Source organism: Gordonia sp. VNK1 (assembly GCF_040049135.1).
Classification (GTDB): Bacteria; Actinomycetota; Actinomycetes; order Mycobacteriales; family Mycobacteriaceae; genus Gordonia; species Gordonia oleivorans.
In genome coordinates, this window is sequence record NZ_JBDZDJ010000003.1 from 59,380 (window position 1) to 82,760 (window position 23,381).

General features: G+C 67.1%; 23 protein-coding genes. 8 read left to right on the plus strand and 15 right to left on the minus strand.

The window, feature by feature from the left end; all coding sequences use genetic code 11:
• Window positions 1-166: 166 nt before the first annotated feature.
• The 4 genes from ABLE94_RS04215 to ABLE94_RS04230 all read left to right on the plus strand — a co-directional run bounded on the left by ABLE94_RS04215 (window position 167) and on the right by ABLE94_RS04230 (window position 3,556).
• Window positions 167-895, plus strand: a complete 729-nt coding sequence (locus ABLE94_RS04215; protein WP_348808260.1) for an amino acid ABC transporter ATP-binding protein — start codon at window positions 167-169, stop codon at window positions 893-895.
• A 70-nt stretch (window positions 896-965) separates the two neighbouring features.
• Window positions 966-1,973: a glutamate ABC transporter substrate-binding protein gene (locus ABLE94_RS04220; RefSeq protein ID WP_348803552.1), complete on the plus strand. Its 1,008-nt coding sequence runs from the start codon at window positions 966-968 to the stop codon at window positions 1,971-1,973.
• 12 nt (window positions 1,974-1,985) lie between these two features.
• Window positions 1,986-2,669 (plus strand): amino acid ABC transporter permease, encoded by a 684-nt coding sequence (locus ABLE94_RS04225; protein ID WP_348803550.1) that lies wholly within the window; start codon window positions 1,986-1,988, stop codon window positions 2,667-2,669.
• Complete coding sequence (locus tag ABLE94_RS04230; RefSeq protein ID WP_348803548.1) at window positions 2,666-3,556, plus strand: amino acid ABC transporter permease; 891 nt, start codon at window positions 2,666-2,668, stop codon at window positions 3,554-3,556. Before ABLE94_RS04225 ends, ABLE94_RS04230 begins: the two co-directional genes overlap by 4 nt.
• A 149-nt stretch (window positions 3,557-3,705) precedes the next feature.
• Here the strand turns inward: ABLE94_RS04230 and ABLE94_RS04235 are convergent, their stop codons facing one another.
• The 9 genes from ABLE94_RS04235 to ABLE94_RS26395 all read right to left on the minus strand — a co-directional run bounded on the left by ABLE94_RS04235 (window position 3,706) and on the right by ABLE94_RS26395 (window position 11,633).
• A complete protein-coding gene (locus ABLE94_RS04235) occupies window positions 3,706-4,137 on the minus strand; it encodes a regulatory protein RecX (RefSeq protein WP_348803912.1) in 432 nt (143 codons plus the stop codon).
• A gap of 108 nt (window positions 4,138-4,245) precedes the next feature.
• Window positions 4,246-5,289, minus strand: a complete 1,044-nt coding sequence (recA, locus tag ABLE94_RS04240) for a recombinase RecA (protein WP_348803547.1) — start codon at window positions 5,287-5,289, stop codon at window positions 4,246-4,248.
• A gap of 332 nt (window positions 5,290-5,621) precedes the next feature.
• On the minus strand, window positions 5,622-5,816 hold the full coding sequence (locus ABLE94_RS04245; RefSeq protein ID WP_348803546.1) for a DUF3046 domain-containing protein: 195 nt from the start codon (window positions 5,814-5,816) through the stop codon (window positions 5,622-5,624).
• Complete coding sequence (locus tag ABLE94_RS04250; RefSeq protein ID WP_348803545.1) at window positions 5,807-7,027, minus strand: glycosyltransferase; 1,221 nt, start codon at window positions 7,025-7,027, stop codon at window positions 5,807-5,809. Before ABLE94_RS04250 ends, ABLE94_RS04245 begins: the two co-directional genes overlap by 10 nt.
• A gap of 81 nt (window positions 7,028-7,108) precedes the next feature.
• The gene (locus ABLE94_RS04255) at window positions 7,109-7,921 is read right to left on the minus strand and encodes a PspA/IM30 family protein (protein ID WP_348803544.1); all 813 of its coding nucleotides are present in this window, start codon (window positions 7,919-7,921) and stop codon (window positions 7,109-7,111) included.
• A 192-nt stretch (window positions 7,922-8,113) separates the two neighbouring features.
• Window positions 8,114-8,452, minus strand: a complete 339-nt coding sequence (locus ABLE94_RS04260; protein WP_348808116.1) for a helix-turn-helix domain-containing protein — start codon at window positions 8,450-8,452, stop codon at window positions 8,114-8,116.
• Between the two features lie 316 nt (window positions 8,453-8,768).
• Window positions 8,769-9,479, minus strand: a complete 711-nt coding sequence (pgsA, locus tag ABLE94_RS04265) for a CDP-diacylglycerol--glycerol-3-phosphate 3-phosphatidyltransferase (RefSeq protein WP_348808117.1) — start codon at window positions 9,477-9,479, stop codon at window positions 8,769-8,771.
• A gap of 178 nt (window positions 9,480-9,657) precedes the next feature.
• Window positions 9,658-11,517 carry a DUF4132 domain-containing protein gene (locus ABLE94_RS04270; RefSeq protein WP_348803541.1) on the minus strand — a complete coding sequence of 620 codons (1,860 nt, stop codon included), beginning with the start codon at window positions 11,515-11,517 and terminating at the stop codon, window positions 9,658-9,660.
• Entirely contained in the window at window positions 11,442-11,633 is a 192-nt protein-coding gene (locus tag ABLE94_RS26395; RefSeq protein ID WP_425476140.1) for a WGR domain-containing protein, read from the minus strand. Before ABLE94_RS26395 ends, ABLE94_RS04270 begins: the two co-directional genes overlap by 76 nt.
• Before the next feature lie 80 nt (window positions 11,634-11,713).
• On the opposite strand from ABLE94_RS26395, the gene ABLE94_RS04275 reads away from it, so the two are divergent.
• From ABLE94_RS04275 to ABLE94_RS04285, 3 genes are all read left to right on the plus strand, one after another.
• On the plus strand, window positions 11,714-12,298 hold the full coding sequence (locus tag ABLE94_RS04275) for an amino-acid N-acetyltransferase (RefSeq protein WP_348803540.1): 585 nt from the start codon (window positions 11,714-11,716) through the stop codon (window positions 12,296-12,298).
• Between the two features lie 50 nt (window positions 12,299-12,348).
• Window positions 12,349-12,636 (plus strand): YciI family protein, encoded by a 288-nt coding sequence (locus tag ABLE94_RS04280; RefSeq protein ID WP_348803539.1) that lies wholly within the window; start codon window positions 12,349-12,351, stop codon window positions 12,634-12,636.
• 127 nt (window positions 12,637-12,763) lie between these two features.
• Entirely contained in the window at window positions 12,764-13,789 is a 1,026-nt protein-coding gene (locus ABLE94_RS04285; RefSeq protein ID WP_348803538.1) for a DUF3558 domain-containing protein, read from the plus strand.
• Here ABLE94_RS04285 and ABLE94_RS04290 read toward each other — a convergent pair.
• Window positions 13,774-14,817, minus strand: a complete 1,044-nt coding sequence (locus ABLE94_RS04290) for a TerC family protein (protein WP_348803537.1) — start codon at window positions 14,815-14,817, stop codon at window positions 13,774-13,776. The two genes, ABLE94_RS04285 and ABLE94_RS04290, sit on opposite strands and share 16 nt — an antisense overlap.
• Window positions 14,818-15,071: 254 nt before the next feature.
• Between ABLE94_RS04290 and ABLE94_RS04295 the strand changes: the two genes are divergently transcribed.
• Window positions 15,072-15,500, plus strand: a complete 429-nt coding sequence (locus tag ABLE94_RS04295) for an MmcQ/YjbR family DNA-binding protein (protein ID WP_348803536.1) — start codon at window positions 15,072-15,074, stop codon at window positions 15,498-15,500.
• 7 nt (window positions 15,501-15,507) lie between these two features.
• On the opposite strand, the gene ABLE94_RS04300 is transcribed toward ABLE94_RS04295, so the two are convergent.
• The 5 genes from ABLE94_RS04300 to thyX all read right to left on the minus strand — a co-directional run bounded on the left by ABLE94_RS04300 (window position 15,508) and on the right by thyX (window position 23,291).
• Window positions 15,508-18,603: a DNA translocase FtsK gene (locus ABLE94_RS04300; RefSeq protein WP_348808118.1), complete on the minus strand. Its 3,096-nt coding sequence runs from the start codon at window positions 18,601-18,603 to the stop codon at window positions 15,508-15,510.
• A gap of 110 nt (window positions 18,604-18,713) precedes the next feature.
• The gene (locus ABLE94_RS04305; protein ID WP_348803533.1) at window positions 18,714-19,349 is read right to left on the minus strand and encodes a TIGR03085 family metal-binding protein; all 636 of its coding nucleotides are present in this window, start codon (window positions 19,347-19,349) and stop codon (window positions 18,714-18,716) included.
• A gap of 86 nt (window positions 19,350-19,435) precedes the next feature.
• A complete protein-coding gene (locus ABLE94_RS04310; protein ID WP_348808119.1) occupies window positions 19,436-21,502 on the minus strand; it encodes a ribonuclease J in 2,067 nt (688 codons plus the stop codon).
• Entirely contained in the window at window positions 21,502-22,407 is a 906-nt protein-coding gene (dapA, locus tag ABLE94_RS04315) for a 4-hydroxy-tetrahydrodipicolinate synthase (RefSeq protein WP_348803530.1), read from the minus strand. The genes ABLE94_RS04310 and dapA overlap by 1 nt, the downstream gene beginning before the upstream one ends.
• 131 nt (window positions 22,408-22,538) lie before the next feature.
• Window positions 22,539-23,291 carry an FAD-dependent thymidylate synthase gene (gene thyX / locus ABLE94_RS04320; protein WP_348803529.1) on the minus strand — a complete coding sequence of 251 codons (753 nt, stop codon included), beginning with the start codon at window positions 23,289-23,291 and terminating at the stop codon, window positions 22,539-22,541.
• Window positions 23,292-23,381: the final 90 nt, after the last annotated feature.

Genomic DNA, 23,381 nt, shown 5'->3' on the forward strand with positions numbered 1-23,381 from the left:
CGGTGTGAGCGCAAATCGCCTGGTCGCGCGGCGCCGGCCGGCTCGCGGCGCGCCGGGCATGTCCCATTTGCCGCGCCGATACCGCCGACCGTGATTAGGCTTGGCACGTATGACCGAATCCCCCGTCCAGGCACCCGGTCCGTCTACCGCATCCGAGTCGCCTCCGATGATCTCGATGACGGCCGTCAACAAGCACTACGGCGAACTCCACGTCCTCAAGGAGATCAACCTCGAGGTCCCCCGTGGACAGGTGGTGGTGGTTCTCGGGCCCTCGGGTTCGGGTAAATCCACCCTGTGCCGCACCATCAACCGGCTCGAACCCATCGACGACGGTGAGATCCGCATCTCCGGCGAGCGACTCCCGGCCGAGGGCAAGGACCTGGCGCGCCTGCGCGCCGACGTCGGGATGGTCTTCCAGTCGTTCAACCTGTTCGCGCACAAGACGATTCTGCAGAACGTCACTCTCGCACCGATCAAGGTGCGCAAGCAGAGCAAGGCCGACGCCACCAAACGCGCGCTGGAACTCCTCGACCGCGTCGGCATCGCCAGCCAGAAGGACAAGTATCCCGCGCAGCTCTCCGGCGGGCAGCAACAGCGCGTCGCCATCGCCCGTTCGCTGGCGATGGAACCGCGGATCATGCTCTTCGACGAGCCCACCTCGGCGCTCGATCCCGAGATGGTCAACGAGGTCCTCGACGTGATGGTCTCGCTGGCCAAGGAGGGCATGACCATGCTGGTGGTGACCCACGAGATGGGCTTCGCCCGCAAGGCGGCCGATCGGGTGATCTTCATGGCCGACGGTGCCGTCGTCGAGGACACCGATCCGGATTCCTTCTTCGACAATCCCCAATCCGACCGGGCGAAGGACTTCCTCGGCAAGATTCTGGGCCACTGACATGACACCTTCGTCGACACGACAGACGACACAACCTCATAGCCGAACACCCCGGACCCGACTGCCCCGGATGCTGGCGCTCGGCGTGATCGCGACGATCGCGGCCGTCCTCGCCGCGACGCTGACCGCATGCGGCAGCACCGAACCCCGCAACCTGCTGGATTCGATCCGCGCCGGCAAGGTGGTGCTGGGAACCAAGTTCGACCAGCCCGGACTGGGCATCCGCAACCCCGACAAGACCGTCACCGGATTCGATCCGTCGGTGTCGACGTACGTGGTCAACCACATCGCCGACTCCCTGGGCGTGCCGCATCCCGAGATCACCTGGCGCGAGACACCGTCGGCGCAGCGTGAGACGTTGATCAACAACGGTGAGGTCGACATGATCGCCGCCACCTACTCGATCACCGGCGCACGTGCCAAGAAGGTCGACTTCGCCGGGCCGTATCTGATCAATTACCAGGGTCTGCTGGTACGCGACGACGACGATTCGATCACGTCGCTGACCGATCTGAACAAGGGCAAGAAGCTGTGTTCGGTGACCGGCTCGACGTCGGCACAAAACGTCAAGGCGCAGTTGCCGTCGGTACAGCTGCAGGAGTACGACTCGTATTCCTCCTGTGTGGAGGCGTTGCGCCGCTCCAAGGTCGACGCGCTGACCACCGACGAGGTCATCCTCGCCGGCTACGCGAACTTCTTCCCGGACGAGTTCAAGATCGTCGGGATGACCTACCCGGCCGACGCCTGCGTCACCAGCAGCGGCAAGAAGGTCCTCAAGACCGCCGGCGCCCCGTTCTCCACCGAGCGGTATGGCATCGGCATGGCCCAACAGTTCCCCGACGCGGTGGTCGCGGTGAACCAGGCGCTCGACGCGATGCTCGCGCCCGGCCCGAACGGCACCGAATCGGCGTGGGAACTCGCATTGCGTGACGCGATCGGCAACGAGTACGTCGACGAGATGGTCACCCGTGCCGAACGCGAACCGGCGAAGTACAAATTCCTGCCCGATCCGAGTGTCGAAGCCGTCCAGACCATCATCGACGCACCGTCGGTGCCGTGCCCAGCGGGCATGAGCTGAGAGGGGTGAACCATGAGTGACCTCTGGTCCAGCATGGGGCCACAGTTGTGGCCCGCGTTCTGGGTGACGATCCAACTGACGTTCTGGTCGGCCCTCGGTTCATTGATCCTGGGTGTGGTCCTGGCCGGGATGCGGGTGTCACCGGTGCCGGTGATGCGGTGGTTCGGCGCCACCTACGTCAACATCGTGCGCAACACGCCGTTGACGTTGATCGTCCTGTTCTGCTCGATCGGGCTCTACCAGAACCTCGGTCTGGCGCTGGCCCCGGACAACGAGAACTTCGTCAAGAACAACAACTTCTGGCTCGCGGTTCTGGCGTTCATCCTCTACACGTCGACGTTCGTGTGCGAGACGCTGCGCTCGGGTTTCAACACCGTGCCGATCGGGCAGGCGGAGGCGGCACGGTCGCTGGGACTTCCGTTCCTGCAGGTGTTCGGGATCATCGTGTTGCCGCAGGCCATGCGCGCGGTGATCGGACCATTGGGCAGCGTGCTGATCGCCTTGACGAAGAACACCACGATCGCCTCGGTGATCGGCGTCAGTGAGGCCGCGTTGCTGATGAAGGAAGAGCTGGAGACCTACTCCGATCAGATCATCGCGATCTTCGCGATCACCGCGGTCGGATTCATGATCATCACCCTCCTGGAGGGAGCCGTCTTCGGCTACCTCGCGAATCGACTGGCGGTGAAACGATGAGCGGCGCAACTGTCCTCTACGACGCTCCCGGCCCGAAGGCCCGGATCCGCAACGCGATCATCGCCGTCGTCTTCGTCGCGATCATCGTGGCGATCCTCGCCTATGTGATCGTGGTGCTGGCGAACAACGGCCAGCTCACCGGCGACAAGTGGAATCCCTTCGTCATCGGGACCACCTGGACGACCTACATACTCCCCGGACTGTGGGGGACGCTGAAGGCTGCGGCCCTGTCGATCATCTTCGCGATGATCCTGGGCTCGGTTCTCGGAATCGGCCGACTGTCGGACCACTGGTGGGTGCGCAGCCTGAGCGGATTGTTCGTGGAGATCTTCCGCGCCATCCCGGTGCTGATCCTGATGATCTTCTCGTACTACCTGTTCGCCGACTATGCGATCTTCCCGTCGTCGCAGCTCGCGTTCGCGGCGGTCGTCACCGGTCTGACGCTCTACAACGGATCGGTGATGGCCGAGATCCTGCGTTCGGGGATCAATTCGCTGCCCAAGGGACAGACCGAGGCCGCTCAGGCGTTGGGATTGCGCAAGTCGCAGATCATGCGCATCATCCTGCTCCCGCAGGCGGTCACCGCCATGTTGCCGGCACTCATCTCGCAGATGGTCATCGCGCTCAAGGATTCCGCGCTCGGCTACGCCATCGGTTACGTCGAGGTGGTGCGGTCGGGTCTGCAGTCCGCGTCGTATTACGGCAACTACCTCCCGGCGCTGGTGGTGGTCGCCATCGTGATGATCGTCATCAACTTCGGCCTGTCGTCGTTGGCGACCTTCATCGAGAAGTCGTTGCGGCAGGGTCGACGCAAGACCGCGGCTCCCGACCCCGACGAGGCCGACCGTGCCGCGATGGAGAACATGCCGACCTTCGGCAAGCACTGACCCGGCGGCCGGAACCGACCGCCGGACCGCACGCAGTCTCAGGCACGCGGCCCTGCAGAGTGGATGCCCGAGAGAGTCGATGCCCTGACGATCTGCAGATCGTCAGGGCATCGACGTGTCAGGAGTGCGTCTCCGGGGCGACCGGCGCGTCAGGGGTGTGCATCCGCGGCGGCCGCATCGAGACACTCCCCCACGACATCGATCGCCAACGTCTGCGGATAACCACGCCGCACGAGCATCCCGACCAACCTGCGGAACTGCTTGTCCCGTGCCGAGCGGTCGTCGCGGACCTGTTCGCGGACCGTCGCCGTCAGCTTGCGCTCGACGAGTCCGGTGGCGACGGACCGCTCGGTGTCCGGGTCGATGTCGGCCAGTGCGGATTCGATGGTGTCCGCGTCGACGCCCTTGGCCACCAGCTCATGACGCAGCGCCACGCGGCCCCGTCCGGAGTTGGCGTGCCGGGACCGCACCCACTCGGCGGCGAAATCCTCGTCGTCGAGCAGGCCGCCGCGATCCAGCCGATCCATCACGTCGTCGACGACGTCGGGTTCGAAACCCCGGCGGGACAGGCGTTCCCGCATCTCACTACGTGACCGTGCGCGGACCCCGAGGAGCCGCAGAGCGGCGTCCCAGGCGCTGGGTTGCTTGCGTCCCTCGGGGTCGGTGGTGGTGTCGCGCACGCCGACCGATCAGAACTCGACCGGAGCCGGGGCCACGTCGTCGGCGTCGACGACCGCGCCGATGCCGAGCTTCTCCTTGATCTTCTTCTCAATCTCGTCGCGGATGTCGTCGTTCTCGAGCAGGAACTTGCGGGCGTTCTCCTTGCCCTGACCCAGCTGATCGCCCTCGTAGGTGAACCAGGAACCCGACTTGCGGATGAATCCCTCGGCGACACCCATGTCGATCAGCGAGCCCTCCTTGCTGATGCCCTTGCCGTAGAGGATGTCGAACTCGGCCTGCTTGAACGGCGGTGCCACCTTGTTCTTGACGACCTTCACGCGGGTGCGGTTGCCCACGGCGTCGGTGCCGTCCTTGAGGGTCTCGATGCGGCGCACGTCCAGTCGCACCGACGAATAGAACTTCAGTGCCTTTCCGCCAGTGGTGGTCTCGGGGGAACCGAACATCACACCGATCTTCTCGCGCAGCTGGTTGATGAAGATCGCGGTGGTGTTGGAGTTGCTCAGCGCCGAGGTCATCTTGCGCAGCGCCTGGCTCATCAGCCGGGCCTGCAGACCCACATGCGAATCACCCATCTCGCCCTCGATCTCGGCCTTGGGCACCAGGGCGGCGACCGAGTCGATCACCAGGATGTCCAGCGCACCGGAACGGATCAGCATGTCCGCGATCTCCAGCGCCTGCTCACCGGTGTCGGGCTGGGAGACCAGCAGCGCGTCGGTGTCGACGCCCAGCCTGGCGGCGTAGTCGGGATCGAGTGCGTGCTCGGCGTCGATGAATGCGGCGATGCCGCCCTGCGCCTGCGCATTGGCCACCGCATGCAACGCGACGGTGGTCTTACCGGAGGATTCCGGGCCGTAGATCTCGACGACGCGGCCACGTGGCAGCCCGCCGATCCCGAGAGCGACGTCGAGTGCGATCGAACCGGTGGGGATCACCTCGATGGGCTGACGGGTCTCTTCGCCAAGGCGCATGACCGAGCCCTTGCCGAAGTTCTTGTCGATCTGCGCGAGGGCGAGATCGAGTGCCTTGTCACGATCGGGGGCCGCTGGTGCCATGGGACTTGTCTCCTCGGTTGTGCGCCGGAGTGCTCCGGCGGTTGTGGTTGTCGTGTGGGTGGTGGTGGCTGTCTCCGACGGATATCCGCCGGAACTTCTGACGCGTCGCACGCTACTCATGGGGTCCGACAAAAAGTTCTGACGCTCGCCACCCCGGTTCGGTTCCGTACCCCTCCACTCTCGGAGAACATGTGTTCGATGGCAAGTGTGACACGCGGGCGCCGCCGGAAATCACCGCAGGCACACGTCACCGCCGCCTCAGCGGCCCCAGAACCATCGCCACAGCACTATCAGCACAGGAATCTCAGTACAGCACTCTCACCACACAACCCTCACCACACGTGTCTGGGTACGTCGAAATCCCGGCAGATCGCCACCCAGACGTCGCGCGGGTCCACTCCGTCCTCGATCGCCTGGGCGCCGGTCCGGCCGCCCAGTTCGGTGAGCACATGGTCGGTCATGATCGAATCCGCCGACATCGCGCCGAACTGTTCGGTGATCCGCTCGGTGAACTCGGTCAGTCGCATTCGTCGGCCCTTTCGGTCGGTTGGCGCGAGGCGAGGTGCCTGCGATGAACGGCTCGCACGACCCGCACGGGGTCGACGACGTCGACGGCCGAGGCGCCCGCACGCGCCGCGGCCTCCCGATGCGCGGGATCATCGAGCACCGCACCGACGGCCCGCCCGATCGCCTCGGCGTCGACCGGGCGCACCACGAGCCCACCACCCTGCCGGGTCACCCGCGCGGCCAACTCCCACTGATCGCCGCCGCCGGGCACCGTCACCACCGGCACACCCGCCGACAGTGACTTCGCGAGCATCCCGTGCCCGCCGCCGCACACCACCGCGTCGGCATGCTCGAGCAGCCGATCCTGGCGCCCGAGGCCGGCCCGCACCGACAATCCGGGAACCGCGGCCAGGACCTCCTCCGGCGGTGGTTTCAGCGCCGAGATCACCACGCGCACAGGAGAATGCGCGGCCCTGTCGCGTAGTGCATCCATCGTCGCGCCCACCATGTCGGCACCGATCTGTGCGGTCGAGGGCGCGATGACGATCAGTGGTGCGTCGCCGGCCGGGGGTTCGATGATCTCGGTGGTCGGCTCCCACACCAACGGGCCCACCAGATGGGCGTCGGCCGGCCAGTCCGGCCGCGGCACCTCGAGGGCCGGCAGGGTGGCGATCAGCCGTGGTCGGTACGTCGGCGGGTCGGCCGGCAGGCCGATCGACCGGCGCGCGGCACCCCGCTGGCGACGACCGGCACGCACCGAGGTGTTGCTCGCCGCCCGCAGCGCGGTGTCCCGCAGGTGCCCGAGCACCCCGGTTCCCGGTTCGAGACCGGCACCCACCGGCGGGAGTCCCCGCGACGGCAGATACAGCGGATGCGGGGACAGTTCGACGGCCGGGATACCGCACAGTTCGGCGGCCCACAGCCCGGCCACGGTGATCACATCGGAGATCACCAGATCGACGCCGCGCACCGCCAGCACCGGCGCCAGCGCCACCGCCATCCGCGCCGCCCGGACACTGAGCTTCCTGCCGGCGTCGGTGTCGTCATCGTCGTCGGTGGCCGCGAGTCCCGGCAGTTCGGCGATGTCGATCCCCCGCGATTCCGCCAACGCGAACCACGACGTCCCGGTCCACACCGTCGTCGAAATACCTTCCGCAACAAGCCTTTCGGCAAGAGCGAAGGCGGGAAAGGCGTGCCCGGCATCGGGGCCGGCGACGATCGCCACCCTCACCGGATCACCGACGATCCCCGGATAGACGCACACAACCCGCGACCGGTGGCCGCGGGTTGTGTCGTGAGAACGACGATGATGTCAGCTGCCCGCCTGCGGGGGCTCGGGCTTGGACAGCCGCCCGGGAGCCGGCTGCGCGGCGGGGGCGGCGGCTCCGCCGGCCGGCAGCGAACCACCCGACATGCTGGCCCGGATCTGCTCCAGGCGCGCGTGGCCGGCCATCTGCACCCCGGCCTGCTCCACCTCGGCCATCCGGCCCTGCACCGAATTCTTCGCCAACTCGGCCGAACCGAGGGCGTTGGCGTAGCGGCGTTCGATCTTCTCGCGCACCTGATCGAGGCTGGGCGTGTTGCCGGGCACCGACAGTTCGCTCATCTGGTTGAGCGAGGCGCTCACCTGCTCCTGCATCTTGGCCTGCTCGAGCTGGCTGAGCAGCTTCGACCGCTCGGCGAGCTTCTGCTGCAGGATCATCGCGTTGCGCTCGACGGCCTGCTTGGCCTGCTGTGCGGCCTGCAACGACTGATCGTGCAGCGATTTCAGATCCTCGACGCTCTGCTCGGCGGTCACCAGCTGCGCCGCGAAGGCCTCGGCGGCGTTGGTGTACTCCTGCGCCTTCTGGGCGTCACCGGCGGCGTTGGCCTGATCGGCCAGCGTCAGGGCCTGACGGGTGTTGGCCTGCAGCCGCTCGACGTCCTCGAGTTGCCGATTGAGCTTCATCTCCAGCTGGCGCTGGTTGCCGATGACCGATGCGGCCTGCTGCGACAGGGCCTGATGCTGCCGTTGGGCATCCTCGATCGCCTGCTGGATCTGCACCTTGGGATCGGCATTCTCGTCGATCTTCGCGTTGCCGAGCGCCATCAGGTATCGCCACATCTTCACGAACGGGTTCGCCATGCTTCTCGTCAACTCCATTCAGAACGGATTTCGTCGTGAGGGTTCCACCCAATCTAGCGCCTCACTCACCGGTGCGGCACGGACACACGGTCTTCGGCGGATGACAGTCAGGCGGATGACAGTCACCGGCAGTCTGACGCGCGACCGCGGCCGATCGACCACGGGTGGCAATGCGGATGTCGACCCGCGCGGTCAGGCGGCGGCCAGGGCGGTGGCCCGTGCATGCACCTCGGGCGCAGGGATGACGACGGCCGGGGTGATCGCGGCGTCGTGGTCGGCACACGTGGACTTGGCGGATTCGGGCCGCATGGCCGTCCCGACCTCGAGCAGCAGATCGGCGATCTCCACGTCCAGTGCGTCGCAGATCGCGGCCAGCAATTCGCTCGACGCTTCCTTCTGTCCCCGCTCGACCTCCGAGAGGTAACCGAGACTCACCCGCGCATCGGTGGACACTTCACGAAGCGTCCGGCCCTGCTGAGTGCGAACACGGCGCAGGCTGTCGCCGAGCGCCTCCCGCAAGAGCACTGCCATCGGGTATCCCTCCTCCTCTGCGATGAGTCCATATACGGTCCGCGCCGACTCGATGTGAGTCGATTCGCGCACCACGGCCTGGACTCGCCGGGCCGGACATCGAACCGGACCGACCGGTACCTCAACGTCTGCCGAGCGCATACCGTTCCCGAAGCCACACGCCGCCGTTTCCGGCGACGTGTGTGGACGACAGTAGTCGAATTCCGCGCCGGTTGCCGCACACCTGCCCCGCGTGCCGTACCGCCGGTGGACAGATCACCGGTACAGATCACCTGTACAGATCACCGGAGGACAGATGCCGACCCCACCCGACCGATCAGCTCGCGTCGCCACCCGAGTCGGTGATCGGCGTCCGGTTGCGCGACGCAGAGGGCCCTCGACGATTGCCCGCGGTACTCCGGGAGCGCAACCGGACCGCCTGCCACACGTAATCGACCCCGGTGGCCACCGTGATCGCGACGGCCACCCACATGATGACGACGGCACCCAGATGCCATGCGCCCGACAGTGGCAACAGCAGCAGACCGATTCCGATGGCCTGGAGGAGGGTCTTGAGTTTGCCGCCGCGACTGGCCGGGATGACCCCGTGGCGCAGCACCCAGAACCGCAGGGCGGTCACCCCCAGTTCACGGACCAGGATGATCGCGGTGATCCACCACGACAACTCCCCCAGCAGTGACAGGCTGATCAGCGCGGCCCCGATCAACGCCTTGTCGGCGATGGGGTCGGCGAGCTTGCCGAAGTCGGTGACCAGTCCCCGGTTCCGCGCCAGCCTGCCGTCGATGTGGTCGGTGATCGCGGCGATACCGAACACGACGGCGGCGGCGATACGCCAGGCCGTGTCGTGGCCACCGTCGACGAACAGGACGATCACGAAGACCGGGACCAGGACGATGCGGAAGACCGTCAACGCGTTGGCGATGTTGACCACCGGCACCGGATCCACCGGATCGGTGATGTGATCGGGTCCGCGTCCGACATCGGCCAATCCCCGCTCGTTGACCGCTCGTCGCATCCGATCGGTCACGGGCACACACCTGCGGCAGCGATGACGGGCACCGCCGGCACGCGCCGATCGAGGCACGTCGCCATCGGGCGGGTGTCAGTCATTCGCACGATCAACAGAGTATCGACTCCGTCCCGTCATCCGGTCGGCGGACCCGTGGACGGCCGTACACCCACGATCGCCTCCACCCGCTCTCGGTTCACGACGCCAACCAGTCGAGCTCGCGGAGGATCTCCGAGAACAACACCGGATCGAGGCCCGCCGGCGCGACGCGCGCCCCCGCCGCATCGACGAGGGTGGCCGCGCCCAGCGTCTGCCGGCCGATGCCGTCCTCGCGGGCGCCCGCGCCGCGCGGCACTCCGGGACGGATTCGCACCGTGATCGACCATGTCGATCCGGGAAACGCTCGCCGCAGTTGGGTGGCACGCTCAGCACCCGGGTCCTCGTGGTGCGGGGACCAGCCGCGCGAGACGAGACCGGTGCCCGTCGTCGCTCGCAGGACCATTCCGGCGACCGCGTCGATCTGAGTGCCGAGGGCGGTGTCCGCGCGGACGTGGTAGACCGAGCGCCGGAGTTGTTCGAAGGGCTGCGATGGTCCGAGGTCGTCGATGACGTGGCGCCACCGTCGCACCACCGGCTCACCCATTCTCATCGGGTGCGCCACACCGATCACCGTGTCGGTGTCGAAGTCGACGACTCGACCGTCCGCGTCGACCGCAGTCCCGTCCTCGGTGATCCGAAAGTGTTCGGATACAACGGATTCAGATGATCGATCGCGCGCCGCGAATACCACCCGAGTGATCTGGGAACCGGCGCGACGGCCGAGGAATCGCCGTGTGAACCCCGGCGCGTCCCAGACCTGTCCACACACCATGGCCGATTCCAGTTCGCCGATGAGGGCGTCGTCGGATACGGGCCCACCGGAAGGCGTTTCGGTTCCCGCGCCCGATCCGGTGCCGTCATCTGGAAGCCGATCGGGCTCGGGCGCGTGGTGTCGGGCCGTTCGTTGCGCGCGCAGCCGCATCGCGCGACGGGGGAATCGTTGGGTGGCATCGGCTAGGGCCCGCTCGAACGCCACCGAGTCCGCGCGGTCCAGGAGTGCCTCGTATGCCCGGTCGCTGCCGACGCATGCCAATGCGTCCCGGGCGAAGAACCACTGCAGGCGATCGTCGACGTCGAGCCATCCGATGAGGTGCTCGTCGATGTCCGGGTCACATGCCCGCAACGCGGTGACGAGGTAGGTGGTACCGACGGCAAGAAACGACTCCATCGGCGAGGTGGCCTGCACGAAGTCCGTGGTGTTACGCACCAGGGTGAGACCGAGGTCGGACAGTCCCGCATCCCTGCCCACGTTCACGAGTGTCGCGAAATCCTCGTCGATCCAAGCCGTTTCGGCCATGGCGAGGTAATCGGTCAACAGCCGCCGATCGGGATGGTCGTCTCTGAGCGGCCCCAGAGCGCGCACGAGTTCGCCATACGCGCGATCGGAGGCGCCGGCGGCGAATCGGCGAAGTCGTTCCACCGCCGAAGTGGATCGGTACCACCGATCCGACGGCCCGGCGCGCCGGATCCGAAGACCGGTGGTGCGCCAATCCCGGTCGATGCCGAGCCCGACCATGTGCGCGGCGACCTCGCCGGCGAACGCGAGTCCTCCGGTCTGCATCCAGAGGTCGGGCAATCCGTCGATGGCGGCGTGGTGTTCTCGCACCGTCATACCCTTCGGTCCGCGGTAATTCTCGTGGAGGGCGAACGCGACGGCGGCGTGTCCCAACGCGGAGGTGCCCGTGTGGGCCGCGTCGACGATCTCCGGATCTCCCCCGTCGATGATGCTGCCGTAGATGAATTCATCACTGCGCGTGATCAGGTCGCGGCAGCGGTCGGCGGCTGCGGCATTGATCCGTTGCCGCCTGCGCGGGTCCCGGGTCCGATCCGGGTGCACGAGTTTCTGCCATCTCGCCGAGAGGACAATGGCGTTCTCGTCGGTCACGACAATGGTGTTCTCGTCGTACACGACGATGGTGTTCTCGTCGTAAACGACGACGCCCGCACGACGATGCATCGACTCGCGCGGCCGGCGGTGCCGAGCCGACCGTAGCGCACGGTCACCGTGGTACCGGCCTGCTCGATCTCCCAGAACTTCTCCGAGCTTCCCCCGGTGAACTCGTATCGTCGCACTCCCCGACTCCTCTACGTGTGAACGAAGCGGAACCGAGCCTAGTAGGACGCGCCGACATCCCTCGGGGCAAGATGGCCGCATGCACAGCGAGGACGGGGTGGAGTTCGCCTCATCGAATGACACGCGCCGCACGACCGGCGAGGTGACCATCCGACGTGCCCGTACCTCCGACGTTCCCCGGATCAAGGCCCTCGTCGACCAGTACGCGGGCAAGATCCTGCTGGAGAAGAACCTCGTCACGCTGTACGAGGCGGTGCAGGAGTTCTGGGTGTGCGAACTCGACGACTCGGTCGTCGGCTGCGGCGCATTGCATGTGCTGTGGGCCGATCTCGGTGAGATCCGTACCGTCGCGGTGGACAAGACCTGCGGCGGACGCGGGATCGGCCACCGCCTGGTCGCGCGGCTGCTCGACGTCGCCCGCGAACTGCAGCTGTCGCGGGTGTTCGTGCTGACCTTCGAGACCGAGTTCTTCGGCCGCCACGGGTTTCGCGAGATCGAGGGCACCCCGGTGACGCGCGAGGTCTTCGAGGAGATGTGCCGGTCGTATGACACCGGTGTCGCGGAATTCCTCGACCTCAGTTACGTGAAGCCGAATACGCTGGGCAACACCCGGATGCTGGTCTCGCTCGACGGCACCCCGGACGCACAAACCCCGAACCCCTGACATCCCAACACAATTCACACACGACAATCGAACCCAAGGAGACCTCCACCGTGGCGATCTACGCGGTCCACTACACCTACACCGCAGCGAAGGCGGCGATCCGCGACGAGCATCGGGCACAACACCGGCAGTGGCTGTCCGAGGAGTACGGCGCGGGCAACGTGTTGATCTCCGGCCCCTATCCCGACGGATCCGGCGCGCTGATCATGATCAAGGCCGACGGTGGGATCGACGCCGCCGAGGCCTTCATGGCCAACGATCCGTTCAACGCCCATCAGGCGATCGACGGCGTCCGCATCGTCGAGTGGACCCAGGTCTACGGTCCGTTCGACGCCTGACAGGCGCGATCCCACCCGTTCGAGTTATCCACAGATTGCCGTCGGGCCGCCGACGGCCCGCCCGAAGCGGTGACAATCGACACCCATGTGGATGTGGGGGTCACCGCGCCGGATCTGGGTCGTCGTCGTGGCAGTCGCCATGACCGTGACGCTCGGCGGTTGCGCGGTGGCGATCAGCGGTTCACCGGTGGCCGCCGACGAGCCGGAACTCCCGCTGGACCTTCGGGATCCGGCGGTGACGGCCGACGTCCGGGACTTCGAGGCGCTGGACCCGTGCGCATTCGTCGATGTCGCCGCCGTCGCCGACATCGTCGGCGCGCAACCCTACGATGTCGGCCTCACCAGCGAACTCACCGACTGTGAGTTGCGTTTCGACGAGGCGACCGCGCGGATCTCGGATCTGAGGGTCTCCCCCACGCCGTTTCACCTCCTGGGCTTCGGCACGTTCACGCCGCTGCCGATGGACGGTGTCGAGGAGGCGTCGATCGACGGTGGTCCCGCCCTGTATCGCGGTTCCGACTGCTCGATCTCGGTGAATCACGACCGCGACCTCGGTGTGTTCTTCTTCGCCTCCCATCCGAGCGGCCGCGATCCCATGGGCGTCTGCGACGCACTGACCGAGATCGCCCGCGCGTCGGTACCCCTCGCCCGACACCACCGGTCGCGGGCCGAGTCCCCGTACCCGGTGACGTCACGGTTGATCGGCATCGACGCGTGTGGTGCCGCACGTCTGCTGCGCCCCCGCCATCCGCGGCTCCAGATCCGCGACGGGCAGTGGTGGTCATCGTGCCGGATGGACCTGGAGTCGGTGGACAACCTCGATCACGGCGTCTTCGTCGATGCCATCCTGATGAACGAACCGATGCCGCCGGCTTCCGGTGTCTCGAACATCAGCGACATCACGGTGCGCGGATTCCGCGGCGAACTCCGAGACGACGGCGAGATCGGGTGCAAGGGTTTTGTGTTCGTCGGGATGGATCACAAGGTCGTCCGGCGAACCATCTCCTACGGCGAGCCCCTGTTCGAACCAGGCCGGATCCGGCGGTACGAACGCACGGAGACGCTCGTCGAGGCCTACCAGACCTACAGCAGTTCCTGCGACCTCACCGTCGAGATCCTCGACGCCGCGGCGCGTGCCTACCTGGCGTCGTGATCGCGTCCCGATGACGGTTCCACGCCATCGGTTTCGGGAGAATCGATCTCGGGTACGTCGTTGCGCTTGGAACTGAGCAGGCTGGCGACCGTGGTGATCACGAGTGTGCCCACGATGACCCCCAGCGACAGCGGCGTCGAGATCTCCGGGACCGACACGTGCTCACCGCCGTTGATGAACCCCAAGGTGTTCTCGTGCAGCGCGTGCAGCACCAGCTTCACACCGATGAACGCGAGGATGAACGACAGCCCGAACGACAGGTAGACGAGGCGATCCAGCAGTCCGCCGAGCAGGAAGTACAGCTGCCGCAGACCCATCAACGCAAACGCGTTGGCGGTGAACACCAGGTAGGGCTCCTGGGTGAGGCCGTAGATCGCCGGGATCGAGTCGAGCGCGAAGAGGATGTCGGTGAAGCCGATGACGATGAGCACCATCAGCATCGGGGTGGCCATCCGCTTGCCGGAGATGCGGGTGAACAGCTTGTCGCCGTTGTACTCGTCGCTGGTCCGCAGGTACTTCTTCAGGAAGCGTTCCAGCCGCGACTCGCGGTCTTCCTCGTGCTCGACGGGATCGTCGCTCTCGCGCAGCAGCTTGATCGCGGTGAAGATCAGGAACGCACCGAACAGGTAGAAGACCCAGCTGTAGGCGTTGATGGCGGCCGCACCGACGGCGATGAACACACCACGCAACACCAGGGCCATCACGATGCCGAGCAGCAGGACCTTCTGCTGATACTCCTTGGGTACGGCGAACTTGCTCATGATGATCACGAACACGAACAGGTTGTCCACCGAGAGCGCCTTCTCGGTGACGTAGCCGGCGAAATACTCACCGCCGTACGTCGATCCCCACTTCCACCACACGAACAGGCCGAAGATGACGGCGATGGTGATGTAGACCGCCGACCAGAATCCGGATTCCTTGAGCGACGGGGCGTGCGGTACCCGCACGTGGGCGAAGAAGTCGAAGATGAACAGGCCGGCGATCACCACACACGTGATGATCCAGATGGTTGTGGTTACTTCCATGGGGACGATCTACCTCCAGCGCGCAGCACAGAATTGGTTGCGATGCCAGAGGTCTCTCCCGCCGAGGTGGACGACCGGGTACCCGGGCCGCGGTCGCAGAAATGATCGGCATCTCTGACCTACCGCGACCGTATTGACGGATACGCCGCGTGGGGATACTCCCCTCTTCGATCTGCGGACCACCCTACCCCATGTCCGTTTTGTCGGGCCTCGTCGACGCTCGCGGGCGGCGGCGTGCGGCCTACCATCAAGCCATGCCCCGGCGCCCAGATCGGCCCGCAACCGTGGACGACATCCACCGCCTCGCCCGTGCGATGCCCCACGTGACCGACGCGGGCGGGGCTCCCGAGCGACCCGTCTACCAGGTCGGCGGGAAGAGCTTCGTCTTCTTCCGCACCCCGCGTCCAGACGCCGTCGACGCCGACACCGGTGAACGTTTCGACGATGTCGTCGTCCTCTGGGTGCCGTCGGAGGCCGACAAGCAGGCACTCGTCCAGGACAGTCGGTCACCGTTCTTCACCACGGCGCATTTCGACGGGCACCCCTCGGTGCTGCTTCGCACGTCGCGGATCGGCGAGGTGAGTGAGACCGAGCTGTCGGAGATCATCGCCGACGCGTGGCTGTCGCGAGCGTCGGCACGCCGTGCCCGGACGTGGCTGGCCGAGCACGACCCGTCGGCCTGACCCGCCCCTACCCGGCCGGCGTCCCCTCGCCATCCCCGTCGTCGCCACCACCGGTGATCGAGGCGATCACCCCGGCCAGGTCGTCGGGTTTCACCAGCACCTCGCGGGCCTTCGAGCCCTCGCTGGGACCGACGACGCCACGGGTCTCCATCAGGTCCATCAGGCGACCGGCCTTGGCGAATCCGACGCGCAGCTTGCGCTGCAGCATCGACGTCGACCCGAACTGACTGCTCACCACCAGTTCGATGGCCTGCAGCAGGTCGTCGAGGTCGTTGCCGATGTCGGAGTCGATGTCCTTCTTGTCGCCGGCCTTCGCGGTGGTCACACCCTCGGTGTATTCCGGGTCGGCCTGTTCCTTGGCGTAGTCGACGACGGCACCGATCTCCTCGTCGGTGATGAACGCACCCTGCATGCGGATCGGCTTGTTCGCGCCCATCGGCAGGAACAGTCCGTCGCCCATGCCGATCAGTTTCTCCGCACCCGGCTGATCGAGGATGACGCGGGAGTCGGTCAGCGACGACGTCGCGAACGCCAGCCGCGACGGCACATTCGTCTTGATCAGACCGGTGACCACATCGACCGACGGACGCTGGGTCGCCAGCACCAGGTGGATGCCGGCGGCACGCGCCTTCTGGGTGATCCGCACGATCGCGTCCTCGACGTCGCGGGGGGCGGTCATCATCAGGTCGGCGAGCTCGTCGACGATCGCGATGATGTAGGGATACGGCTTGTACACGCGCTCCGAACCGAGCGGGGTGGTGATCTCACCGGATCGCACCTTCGCGTTGAAGTCGTCGATGTGACGGACCCGCGACGCCTTCATGTCCTGATAGCGCTGTTCCATCTCCTCGACCAGCCACGCCAACGCCGCCGCGGCCTTCTTCGGCTGGGTGATGATGGGGGTGATCAGATGCGGAATGCCTTCGTACGGAGTCAGTTCCACCATCTTGGGGTCGATCAGGATCATCCGTACCTGCTCGGGGGTGGCCCGGGTCAGCAGCGACACCAGCATCGAGTTGACGAAGCTGGACTTACCCGAGCCGGTCGATCCGGCGACCAGCAGATGCGGCATCTTCGCGAGGTTCGCACTGACGAAGTCACCTTCGATGTCCTTGCCAAGGCCGATCACCAGGGGGTGGGTGTCCTTGCGGGTCGCCGGCGCCTCGAGCACGTCGGCCAGCCGCACCATCTCCCGGTCGGAGTTGGGGACCTCGATACCGACGGCGGACTTGCCCGGGATGGGCGCGAGCAGACGCACGTTGTCGGTGGCCACCGCGTAGGCGATGTTGCGTTGCAGCGCGGTGATCTTCTCGACCTTCACACCGGGACCGAGTTCCACCTCGTAGCGGGTGACGGTCGGCCCGCGGGTGTAGCCGGTGACCGCCGCGTCGATCTTGAACTGCTCCAGCACGCCGGAGATCCGGTCGATCATGTCGTCGTTGGATCGGCTGCCCTGCTTGGGCGGGTCCCCTTCGATGAGCAGACTCGTCGGCGGCAGGCGATAGTCCCCCTCGGCGGGGGCGATGGCGAACGCCTCGTCATCGGCGTCATCGGCCGGACGCGGCGTGGGTGCCGGCTCCGGAGCCTTGGCCTTGGCTGCCCTGGCCGCGGCGGAGTCACGCGTGCGCGATGACGCACCCCGCGCCGACGACCGGCTCGGAGCGCGCGGCGCCGCGGGTGGCTCGTCGAGCGGTTCGGTCGGCTCGTCGAACATGTCAGCGCCGAACCCTTCTGCGCCGAACGGATCGGTGACCGCATCACCGAGTGGTTCGGTCGGCGCCGACGCCAACACATCGCCGGCCCGGGCGCCGGGCGCCGGACGCCGTGATCGGCGCGCCGAGCGTCGCGGTGCCTCGTCGACGGCGTCGGGCGGGTAGTTGTCGTACGGGTCGGGCGACCATCCGCCTCTGCGTGCGGTCGACGACGAGTACCGCGCGCCATCGTCGTCGAGGTCGTCATCGTCGGCGTGCGCGTCGGGGTCGCCCTCGGTCTCGTCATCCCAGGGTGCGTCGTCGTCCCAGTCCTCGGCGAGTGGTGCGCTCAGGCCCAGCCAGCGACGCACGCCGTCGGTGACCTCGCGGACGGTGCGACCACTGATGATCAGAACGCCGAAGGCCATGCACAACAACAGGATCGGCACCGACACCCAGGCCGTCACACCGGTGGTGAGGGGCGTGCCGACCGCGAATCCCAGGAATCCTGCGGCGGCCGAGCGACCCGTCAGGTCGGTCGGCGAGCCCGCCACGAGATGGATCAGACCGAGCAACGGCAGCACGATCAACAGTCCGGCGCCGATGTAACGGCCGCGACGCTGCGGGTTCGGTGGTCGACGCATCAGGATGACGGCGGTCACGACGAGCGCGACGGGGACGACGACGGCGAGGAACCCGACGATCGCCCGGATGAACGCGTCGATGAACGCGCCGACCGGGCCGGCCGCGCCGAACCAGACACCGGCGGCGATCAGGACGGCGATCGCGATGATCGCCAGCGCGGTGCCGTCGCGGCGATGGGTGTGCCCCGCTCCCCCACGTTCCGGTGCGTTCGGCGACCGGTCGTCGCCGCCATCGTCGTAATCGCCATCGTCGTAGTCGCCGTAGTCGAGGTCCTGCTCGACGTCCTGGTCGACATCGAAGGCGTCGTCGAAGGCCCGATCAGCACGTCGCCGACCGCCACCGGAACCGGAACCGGCGCGTGCCACGCCACCGACGCCACGTGCCAGCAATGACCAACCCGCGCCGATGCCCTTGCCGACACCCTTGCCGACGGCACCGGCGGCACCCGCTCCCCGGCCCCGGCGGGAGATGTCGGCCGAGGCGGCCGCGCGCGAACGGGACGCGCCCGCGCCGCCGCGGGAGCCCTGACCACCCGACGTACGACCACCCGACGTCCGACCACGCGCCGTCGATGCGGAACCACCCCGCGCACGGGAGCCGGTCGAGCGTGACGCGGCCCCCGAGGAACGCTTCGGTGATGACGACCGCACGGTTCCGGCCGATGCCGATCGGGTCGACCCGGATCGGGTCGAGCCGGCGCCGGTCTTGTTCCCCCCGGACGCACGGGATGCGGACGCGCGCGTACCAGTGCTCGCTTTCGAAGCCATGCCGACAGACTAGTCGGCAACCATCACCTCAGTCACACGGGCAACACAGGCAACACGGGCGTGTGTCGAAGTTGTGACCACCGAGCAGGCCGGCGCCCGTCACGGGCACATCAGAACCCGTGCACACCCGCCTTCACGGCCTCGATCGCGGCGGGATCACCGTCGAAGGTCACCGCCACCGGCTTGCGGCCGGTGGCGAACAGGATCAGTTCACCGACCGGTCCGGTCACGGTGACCGCGGGTCCCGACCCGCCGCGCAGTGCGACGGTGCCGTCCGGCAGGCAGAGCGAGACATCGGCGGGCAGGGACCGCACCGACATCTTGCCCATCGTCTTGAGCGGTGTCAGCAGGGCCTTCTCCAGTCCCGGGTCAAGGCGTCGGGGCTGCCAGTCGCTGGTGGGATCGGCCGCGCCGCGCAGCACGTCCTCGTGATGGATGAAGTACTCGGCGAGGTTGGCCCAGCGGTCGACCGGCTTCATCGGCGAGTAGATCGGTGGTCCGGAGGCGATGTCGTCGAGCAACTTCGACCATCCCGCCTCGGCGGCCACCTTGTCCTGCACCTTGGCGGTGTGACCGGCGAGGGCCTTGATCAAGATGCCCGGGGCGGCGTCGAGTCGCCTCTCCCGGACCACCAGGTGCGCGGCGAGGTCGCGGGTCGTCCACCCTTCGCACAGCGTGGGGGCATCCGGACCGACATCACGAAAGGTCTCGACAAGGGCTTGGCGCTCATCCTGTGCGTAGCTCACGACTCCACCCTAGAGCGTGCCGCCACGAAGCGACGGTCCGACCGTTGTGTTCCAACAACCGGTCGGCGGTGAACCGACCGCAGCGATCAGTCGCCGACCGCCAGCACCGTCGGGACGATCATCGGGCGCCGGCGATAGGTGTCGGCGACCCATCGGCCCACGGCACGCCGGATGGCCTGCGCGATGCGATGGGTGTCGGACACACCCTCGGCGGCCAGCGCGTCGAGGGTCTGATCGACCAGATCGGCCGCGGCCTTGAGGGCGTCGGGATCGTCGGAGAATCCGCGTCCGGAGACCTCCGGGGTGCTGACCGCGCGACCGGTGGTGGCGTCGATCGCCACGGTGATCGCGATGAAGCCGCCCTCACCGAGGACGAGTCGCTCCGACAGGGTGGACTCGCCGACGTCGCCGACCGACAGACCGTCGACGTAGACATGACCGACCGGGACACGCCCGACGATCCGTGCCTGCCCGTCGACGAGGTCGACCACCACCCCGTCCTCGGCGAGCATGATGCTGTCGGGGTTGACCCCGGTGGCCTCGGCGAGGGCGGCGTTGGCACGCAGGTGACGCCATTCGCCGTGCACCGGCATCGCGTTGCTCGGCCGGACGGCGTTGTAGAGGTACAGCAGTTCACCCGCCGAGGCGTGACCCGACACGTGCACCTTGGCGCTCTGCTGGGTGATGACGGTCGCGCCAAGTTTCGCCAGGCCGTTGACCACCGCGAACACCGAGTTCTCGTTGCCCGGGATCAGCGAGGATGCCAGCACGACGAGGTCGGCCGAGCGGATGTTGATCTGGCGATGCTCACCGCGGGCCATCCGCGACAACGCGGATAGCGGTTCACCCTGCGAGCCGGTGGAGATGAGGACGACGCGGTGATCGGGCAGGGTGGCCGCGGTGTCCATGTCGATGACGACACCGGCGGGCACCTCGAGGTATCCGAGATCCTGCGCGATCTGCATGTTGCGGACCATCGACCGGCCGACGAAGGTGACCCGGCGATCGTGGGCGCGGGCGACGTCGATGATCTGCTGGATGCGGTGCACGTGACTGGCGAACGAGGCCACGATCACGCGGCCGCGGGCCTTGCCGATTACCTGGTCGAGCACGCCGCCGATCTGACGTTCCGGCGTGACGAAACCGGGGACCTCCGCATTGGTCGAGTCGACGAGGAACAGGTCCACGCCCTCGTCACCGAGACGGCTGAAACCGGCGAGGTCGGTCAGCCGGCCGTCGAGCGGCAACTGATCGAGTTTGATGTCGCCGGTGTGCAGCGCGACGCCGGCCGGGGTGCGGATCGCCACCGCGATGGCGTCCGGAATCGAGTGGTTGACCGCGAAGTACTCACACTCGAAGGGTCCGTGCTGGGTGCGTTCACCCTCACGCACCTGAATCAGCTTGGGACGCAACCGATGCTCGCGGCACTTGGCCTCGACCAACGCCAGCGTGAACTTCGAGCCGATCACCGGGATGTCGCTGCGCAACCGGAGCAGGAACGGCACCGCACCGATGTGATCCTCGTGTCCGTGGGTGAGGATGACGGCCTCGACGTCATCCATCCGGTCCTCGATGTAGCGGAAGTCGGGCAGGATGAGATCGACGCCGGGTTGGGCGTCCTCCGGGAACAGCACCCCGCAGTCGACGATGAGGAGTCGTCCGCCGTATTCGAAGACGGTCATGTTACGGCCGATCTCACCGATCCCGCCGAGCGCGACCACGCGCAGCGCACCCTTCGGCAGGCGGCGCGGAGTGCCGAGCCGATCCACGGGGGCGGCCTGTGACGAACCGGATGCGTTACGCCCCGATCCCTTGTTGCCCGATCCCTTGTTGCCCGGCCCCTTGTTCTCGGATCCCCTGTTCTCGGATCCCCTGTTCTCGGATCCCCTGTTCTCACGCCGCTCGTGTCGTCCGGATCGGCGCGAGCCCTGGTTGCCCCCGCGTGTGGCCGCCGGCTTGTCCGGAACGGTGGTGTCCGGCACCTCGGACACCGCGACCACGGGCGGTTCGGCATTGTCGGCGGCGTGGCGCGATGTGGTCTGCCCGGTCGGATTCTGTTCGGCCGGATTCTGTTCGGCCGGTTGCTGTTCGGGAGCGACCTCGGGCGGGCCGGCCTGGCGGCGGGCGCTGCGGCGACGCGATGGGCGGGTCATCAGCTCAGCAACCCTGCTGCGCGCAGATCGGCGATCAACGCCTCGATCTGCGGACCGTCGGCGGGCACCTGGGGAAGTCGGGGGTCGCCGACCTCGAGGCCCAGAATCCGCAACGACGCCTTCACCATCGTCACCCCGCCCAGGCGTCCCATCGCGTTGACGAGCGGGAGCATCGTGACGTTGATCGCGCGCGCGGCCTGCAGGTCACCCTTCTCCACGGCGATCTGCATGTCGCGCAGGCGATCTGCGACGAGATGTCCGATCACGCTGACGAATCCGCTGGCGCCGATCGCCAGCCACGGGAGGTTCAGCGCGTCTTCGCCGGAGAGGTACTCCAGGTCGGTGGACGCGATGAGTCCGGCGGCCGAATGCAGGTCGCCCTTGGCGTCCTTGACCCCGAGAATCCGGGGGTGCTCGGCGAGCGCCAGCATCGTCTCGTTGGCGATGGGCACCACCGAGCGTGGCGGGATGTCGTAGAGCAGCACCGGCAGGTCGGTGGAGTCGGCGACGGCACGGAAATGTGCGAGCAGCCCGGCCTGCGGCGGTTTCGAGTAGTAGGGCGTGACGACGAGCAGGGCATGGGCACCGGCCTGTGCCGAGGCCCGGGCGAAACGAATGCTCTCGGCGGTGTCATAACTGCCGGCACCCTGAGTGATGCGGGCACGATCACCGACGGCGTCGAGCACCACGCGCAACAGATCCAGCTTCTCGGCGACGGTGGTCGTCGGCGACTCCCCGGTGGTGCCGGAGACCACCAAGCCGTCGCAGCCCTTTCCGACGAGATGGTCGGCCAGTTCGGCAGCCTTGTCCAGATCCAGCGAACCGTCGGGCCGGAAGGGGGTCACCATGGCCACGACGTTGGTCCCGAATGGGTGCGCCTGTGGCTGCGAAGCGGCTGCGTTCATGGTGCTCAAGGCTACCGTGGCGGTCCTCGCCGGAGCGAACGGGTCGCAGGTGAGGCCTGTTCCGGCGTGTCCCCTGCCAGTGCCGTCCGTAGGTGTCGGCTGTTGGCACCTGCGTACGGCACCGGGGTCGCTCAGCCCTCCAGGACGAACGGCGACGTCGCGACCTCGGTGCCGTCGGCCAGTTCGCCGATCTCGAAGTCACCGAAGACGGTCGGTGCGACCTCCATCAGTTGCCGCAGGCATTCGACGGCGAGCTGGCGGATCTCGACGTCGGCATGTTCGGTGGCCCGCATGCCGACGAAGTGCCGCCATGCGCGGTAGTTGCCGGTGACCACGATCTTCGTCTCGGTGGCGTTGGGCAGTACCGACCGAGCGGCCTGACGGGCCTGCTTGCGTCGCAGGATGGCGTTGGGGACGTCGGCGAACTTCGCCTCCAGGGCGGCCAGCAGTTCGGTGTAGGCCTCCCGACTCGCATCGGTGGCCTCGGTGAACAGCCGCTCGAGTTCGTCGTCACCCCGGATGGCCGGGGGCGGCACGACGTTCGAGTCGTGCTCGGGCACGAAGCGCTGCGACAGTTGCGAGTACGAGAAATGCCGGTGCCGGATGAGTTCGTGGGTACACGACCGGGAGATCCCGGTGATGTAGAAGGTCACCGTCGCGTGTTCGAGCAGTGAGAGATGACCGACCTCCAGGATGTGCCGCAGGTATCCGGCGTTGGTGGCGGTCCGCGGATTGGGCTTGTCCCAGCTCTGGTAACAGGCCCGTCCGGCGAACTCGACGAGTGCCTCTCCCCCATCGGCATCAGTGGTCCATGGCACCTCCGCGGGCGGGGTGAAGGCAGTGGCGGCCACCATCTGCACTCGCAACGGCACCATCTCCGACACGTCGACTCCTCATCTGGTCGTCGCGGGCCACGCGGCCGCACGATCCCACCGATTGTCCACCAGCGGCGTCGACGCCGGTGACGTGCCCTC

Excerpts from the sequence above, each read along its gene's own strand:
- ABLE94_RS04215 (WP_348808260.1), top strand. The coding sequence starts at position 167 with ATGATCTCGATGACGGCCGTCAACAAGCACTACGGCGAACTCCACGTC.
- ABLE94_RS04220 (WP_348803552.1), top strand. The coding sequence starts at position 966 with ATGCTGGCGCTCGGCGTGATCGCGACGATCGCGGCCGTCCTCGCCGCG.
- ABLE94_RS04225 (WP_348803550.1), top strand. The coding sequence starts at position 1,986 with ATGAGTGACCTCTGGTCCAGCATGGGGCCACAGTTGTGGCCCGCGTTC.
- ABLE94_RS04230 (WP_348803548.1), top strand. The coding sequence starts at position 2,666 with ATGAGCGGCGCAACTGTCCTCTACGACGCTCCCGGCCCGAAGGCCCGG.
- ABLE94_RS04235 (WP_348803912.1), bottom strand. The coding sequence starts at position 4,137 with ATGCGGGAACGCCTGTCCCGCCGGGGTTTCGAACCCGACGTCGTCGAC.
- recA (WP_348803547.1), bottom strand. The coding sequence starts at position 5,289 with ATGGCACCAGCGGCCCCCGATCGTGACAAGGCACTCGATCTCGCCCTC.
- ABLE94_RS04245 (WP_348803546.1), bottom strand. The coding sequence starts at position 5,816 with ATGCGACTGACCGAGTTCACCGAGCGGATCACCGAACAGTTCGGCGCG.
- ABLE94_RS04255 (WP_348803544.1), bottom strand. The coding sequence starts at position 7,921 with ATGGCGAACCCGTTCGTGAAGATGTGGCGATACCTGATGGCGCTCGGC.
- ABLE94_RS04260 (WP_348808116.1), bottom strand. The coding sequence starts at position 8,452 with ATGGCAGTGCTCTTGCGGGAGGCGCTCGGCGACAGCCTGCGCCGTGTT.
- ABLE94_RS04270 (WP_348803541.1), bottom strand. The coding sequence starts at position 11,517 with ATGCATCGTCGTGCGGGCGTCGTCGTTTACGACGAGAACACCATCGTC.
- ABLE94_RS04275 (WP_348803540.1), top strand. The coding sequence starts at position 11,714 with ATGCACAGCGAGGACGGGGTGGAGTTCGCCTCATCGAATGACACGCGC.
- ABLE94_RS04290 (WP_348803537.1), bottom strand. The coding sequence starts at position 14,817 with ATGGAAGTAACCACAACCATCTGGATCATCACGTGTGTGGTGATCGCC.
- ABLE94_RS04295 (WP_348803536.1), top strand. The coding sequence starts at position 15,072 with ATGCCCCGGCGCCCAGATCGGCCCGCAACCGTGGACGACATCCACCGC.
- ABLE94_RS04300 (WP_348808118.1), bottom strand. The coding sequence starts at position 18,603 with ATGGCTTCGAAAGCGAGCACTGGTACGCGCGCGTCCGCATCCCGTGCG.
- ABLE94_RS04310 (WP_348808119.1), bottom strand. The coding sequence starts at position 21,502 with ATGACCCGCCCATCGCGTCGCCGCAGCGCCCGCCGCCAGGCCGGCCCG.
- dapA (WP_348803530.1), bottom strand. The coding sequence starts at position 22,407 with ATGAACGCAGCCGCTTCGCAGCCACAGGCGCACCCATTCGGGACCAAC.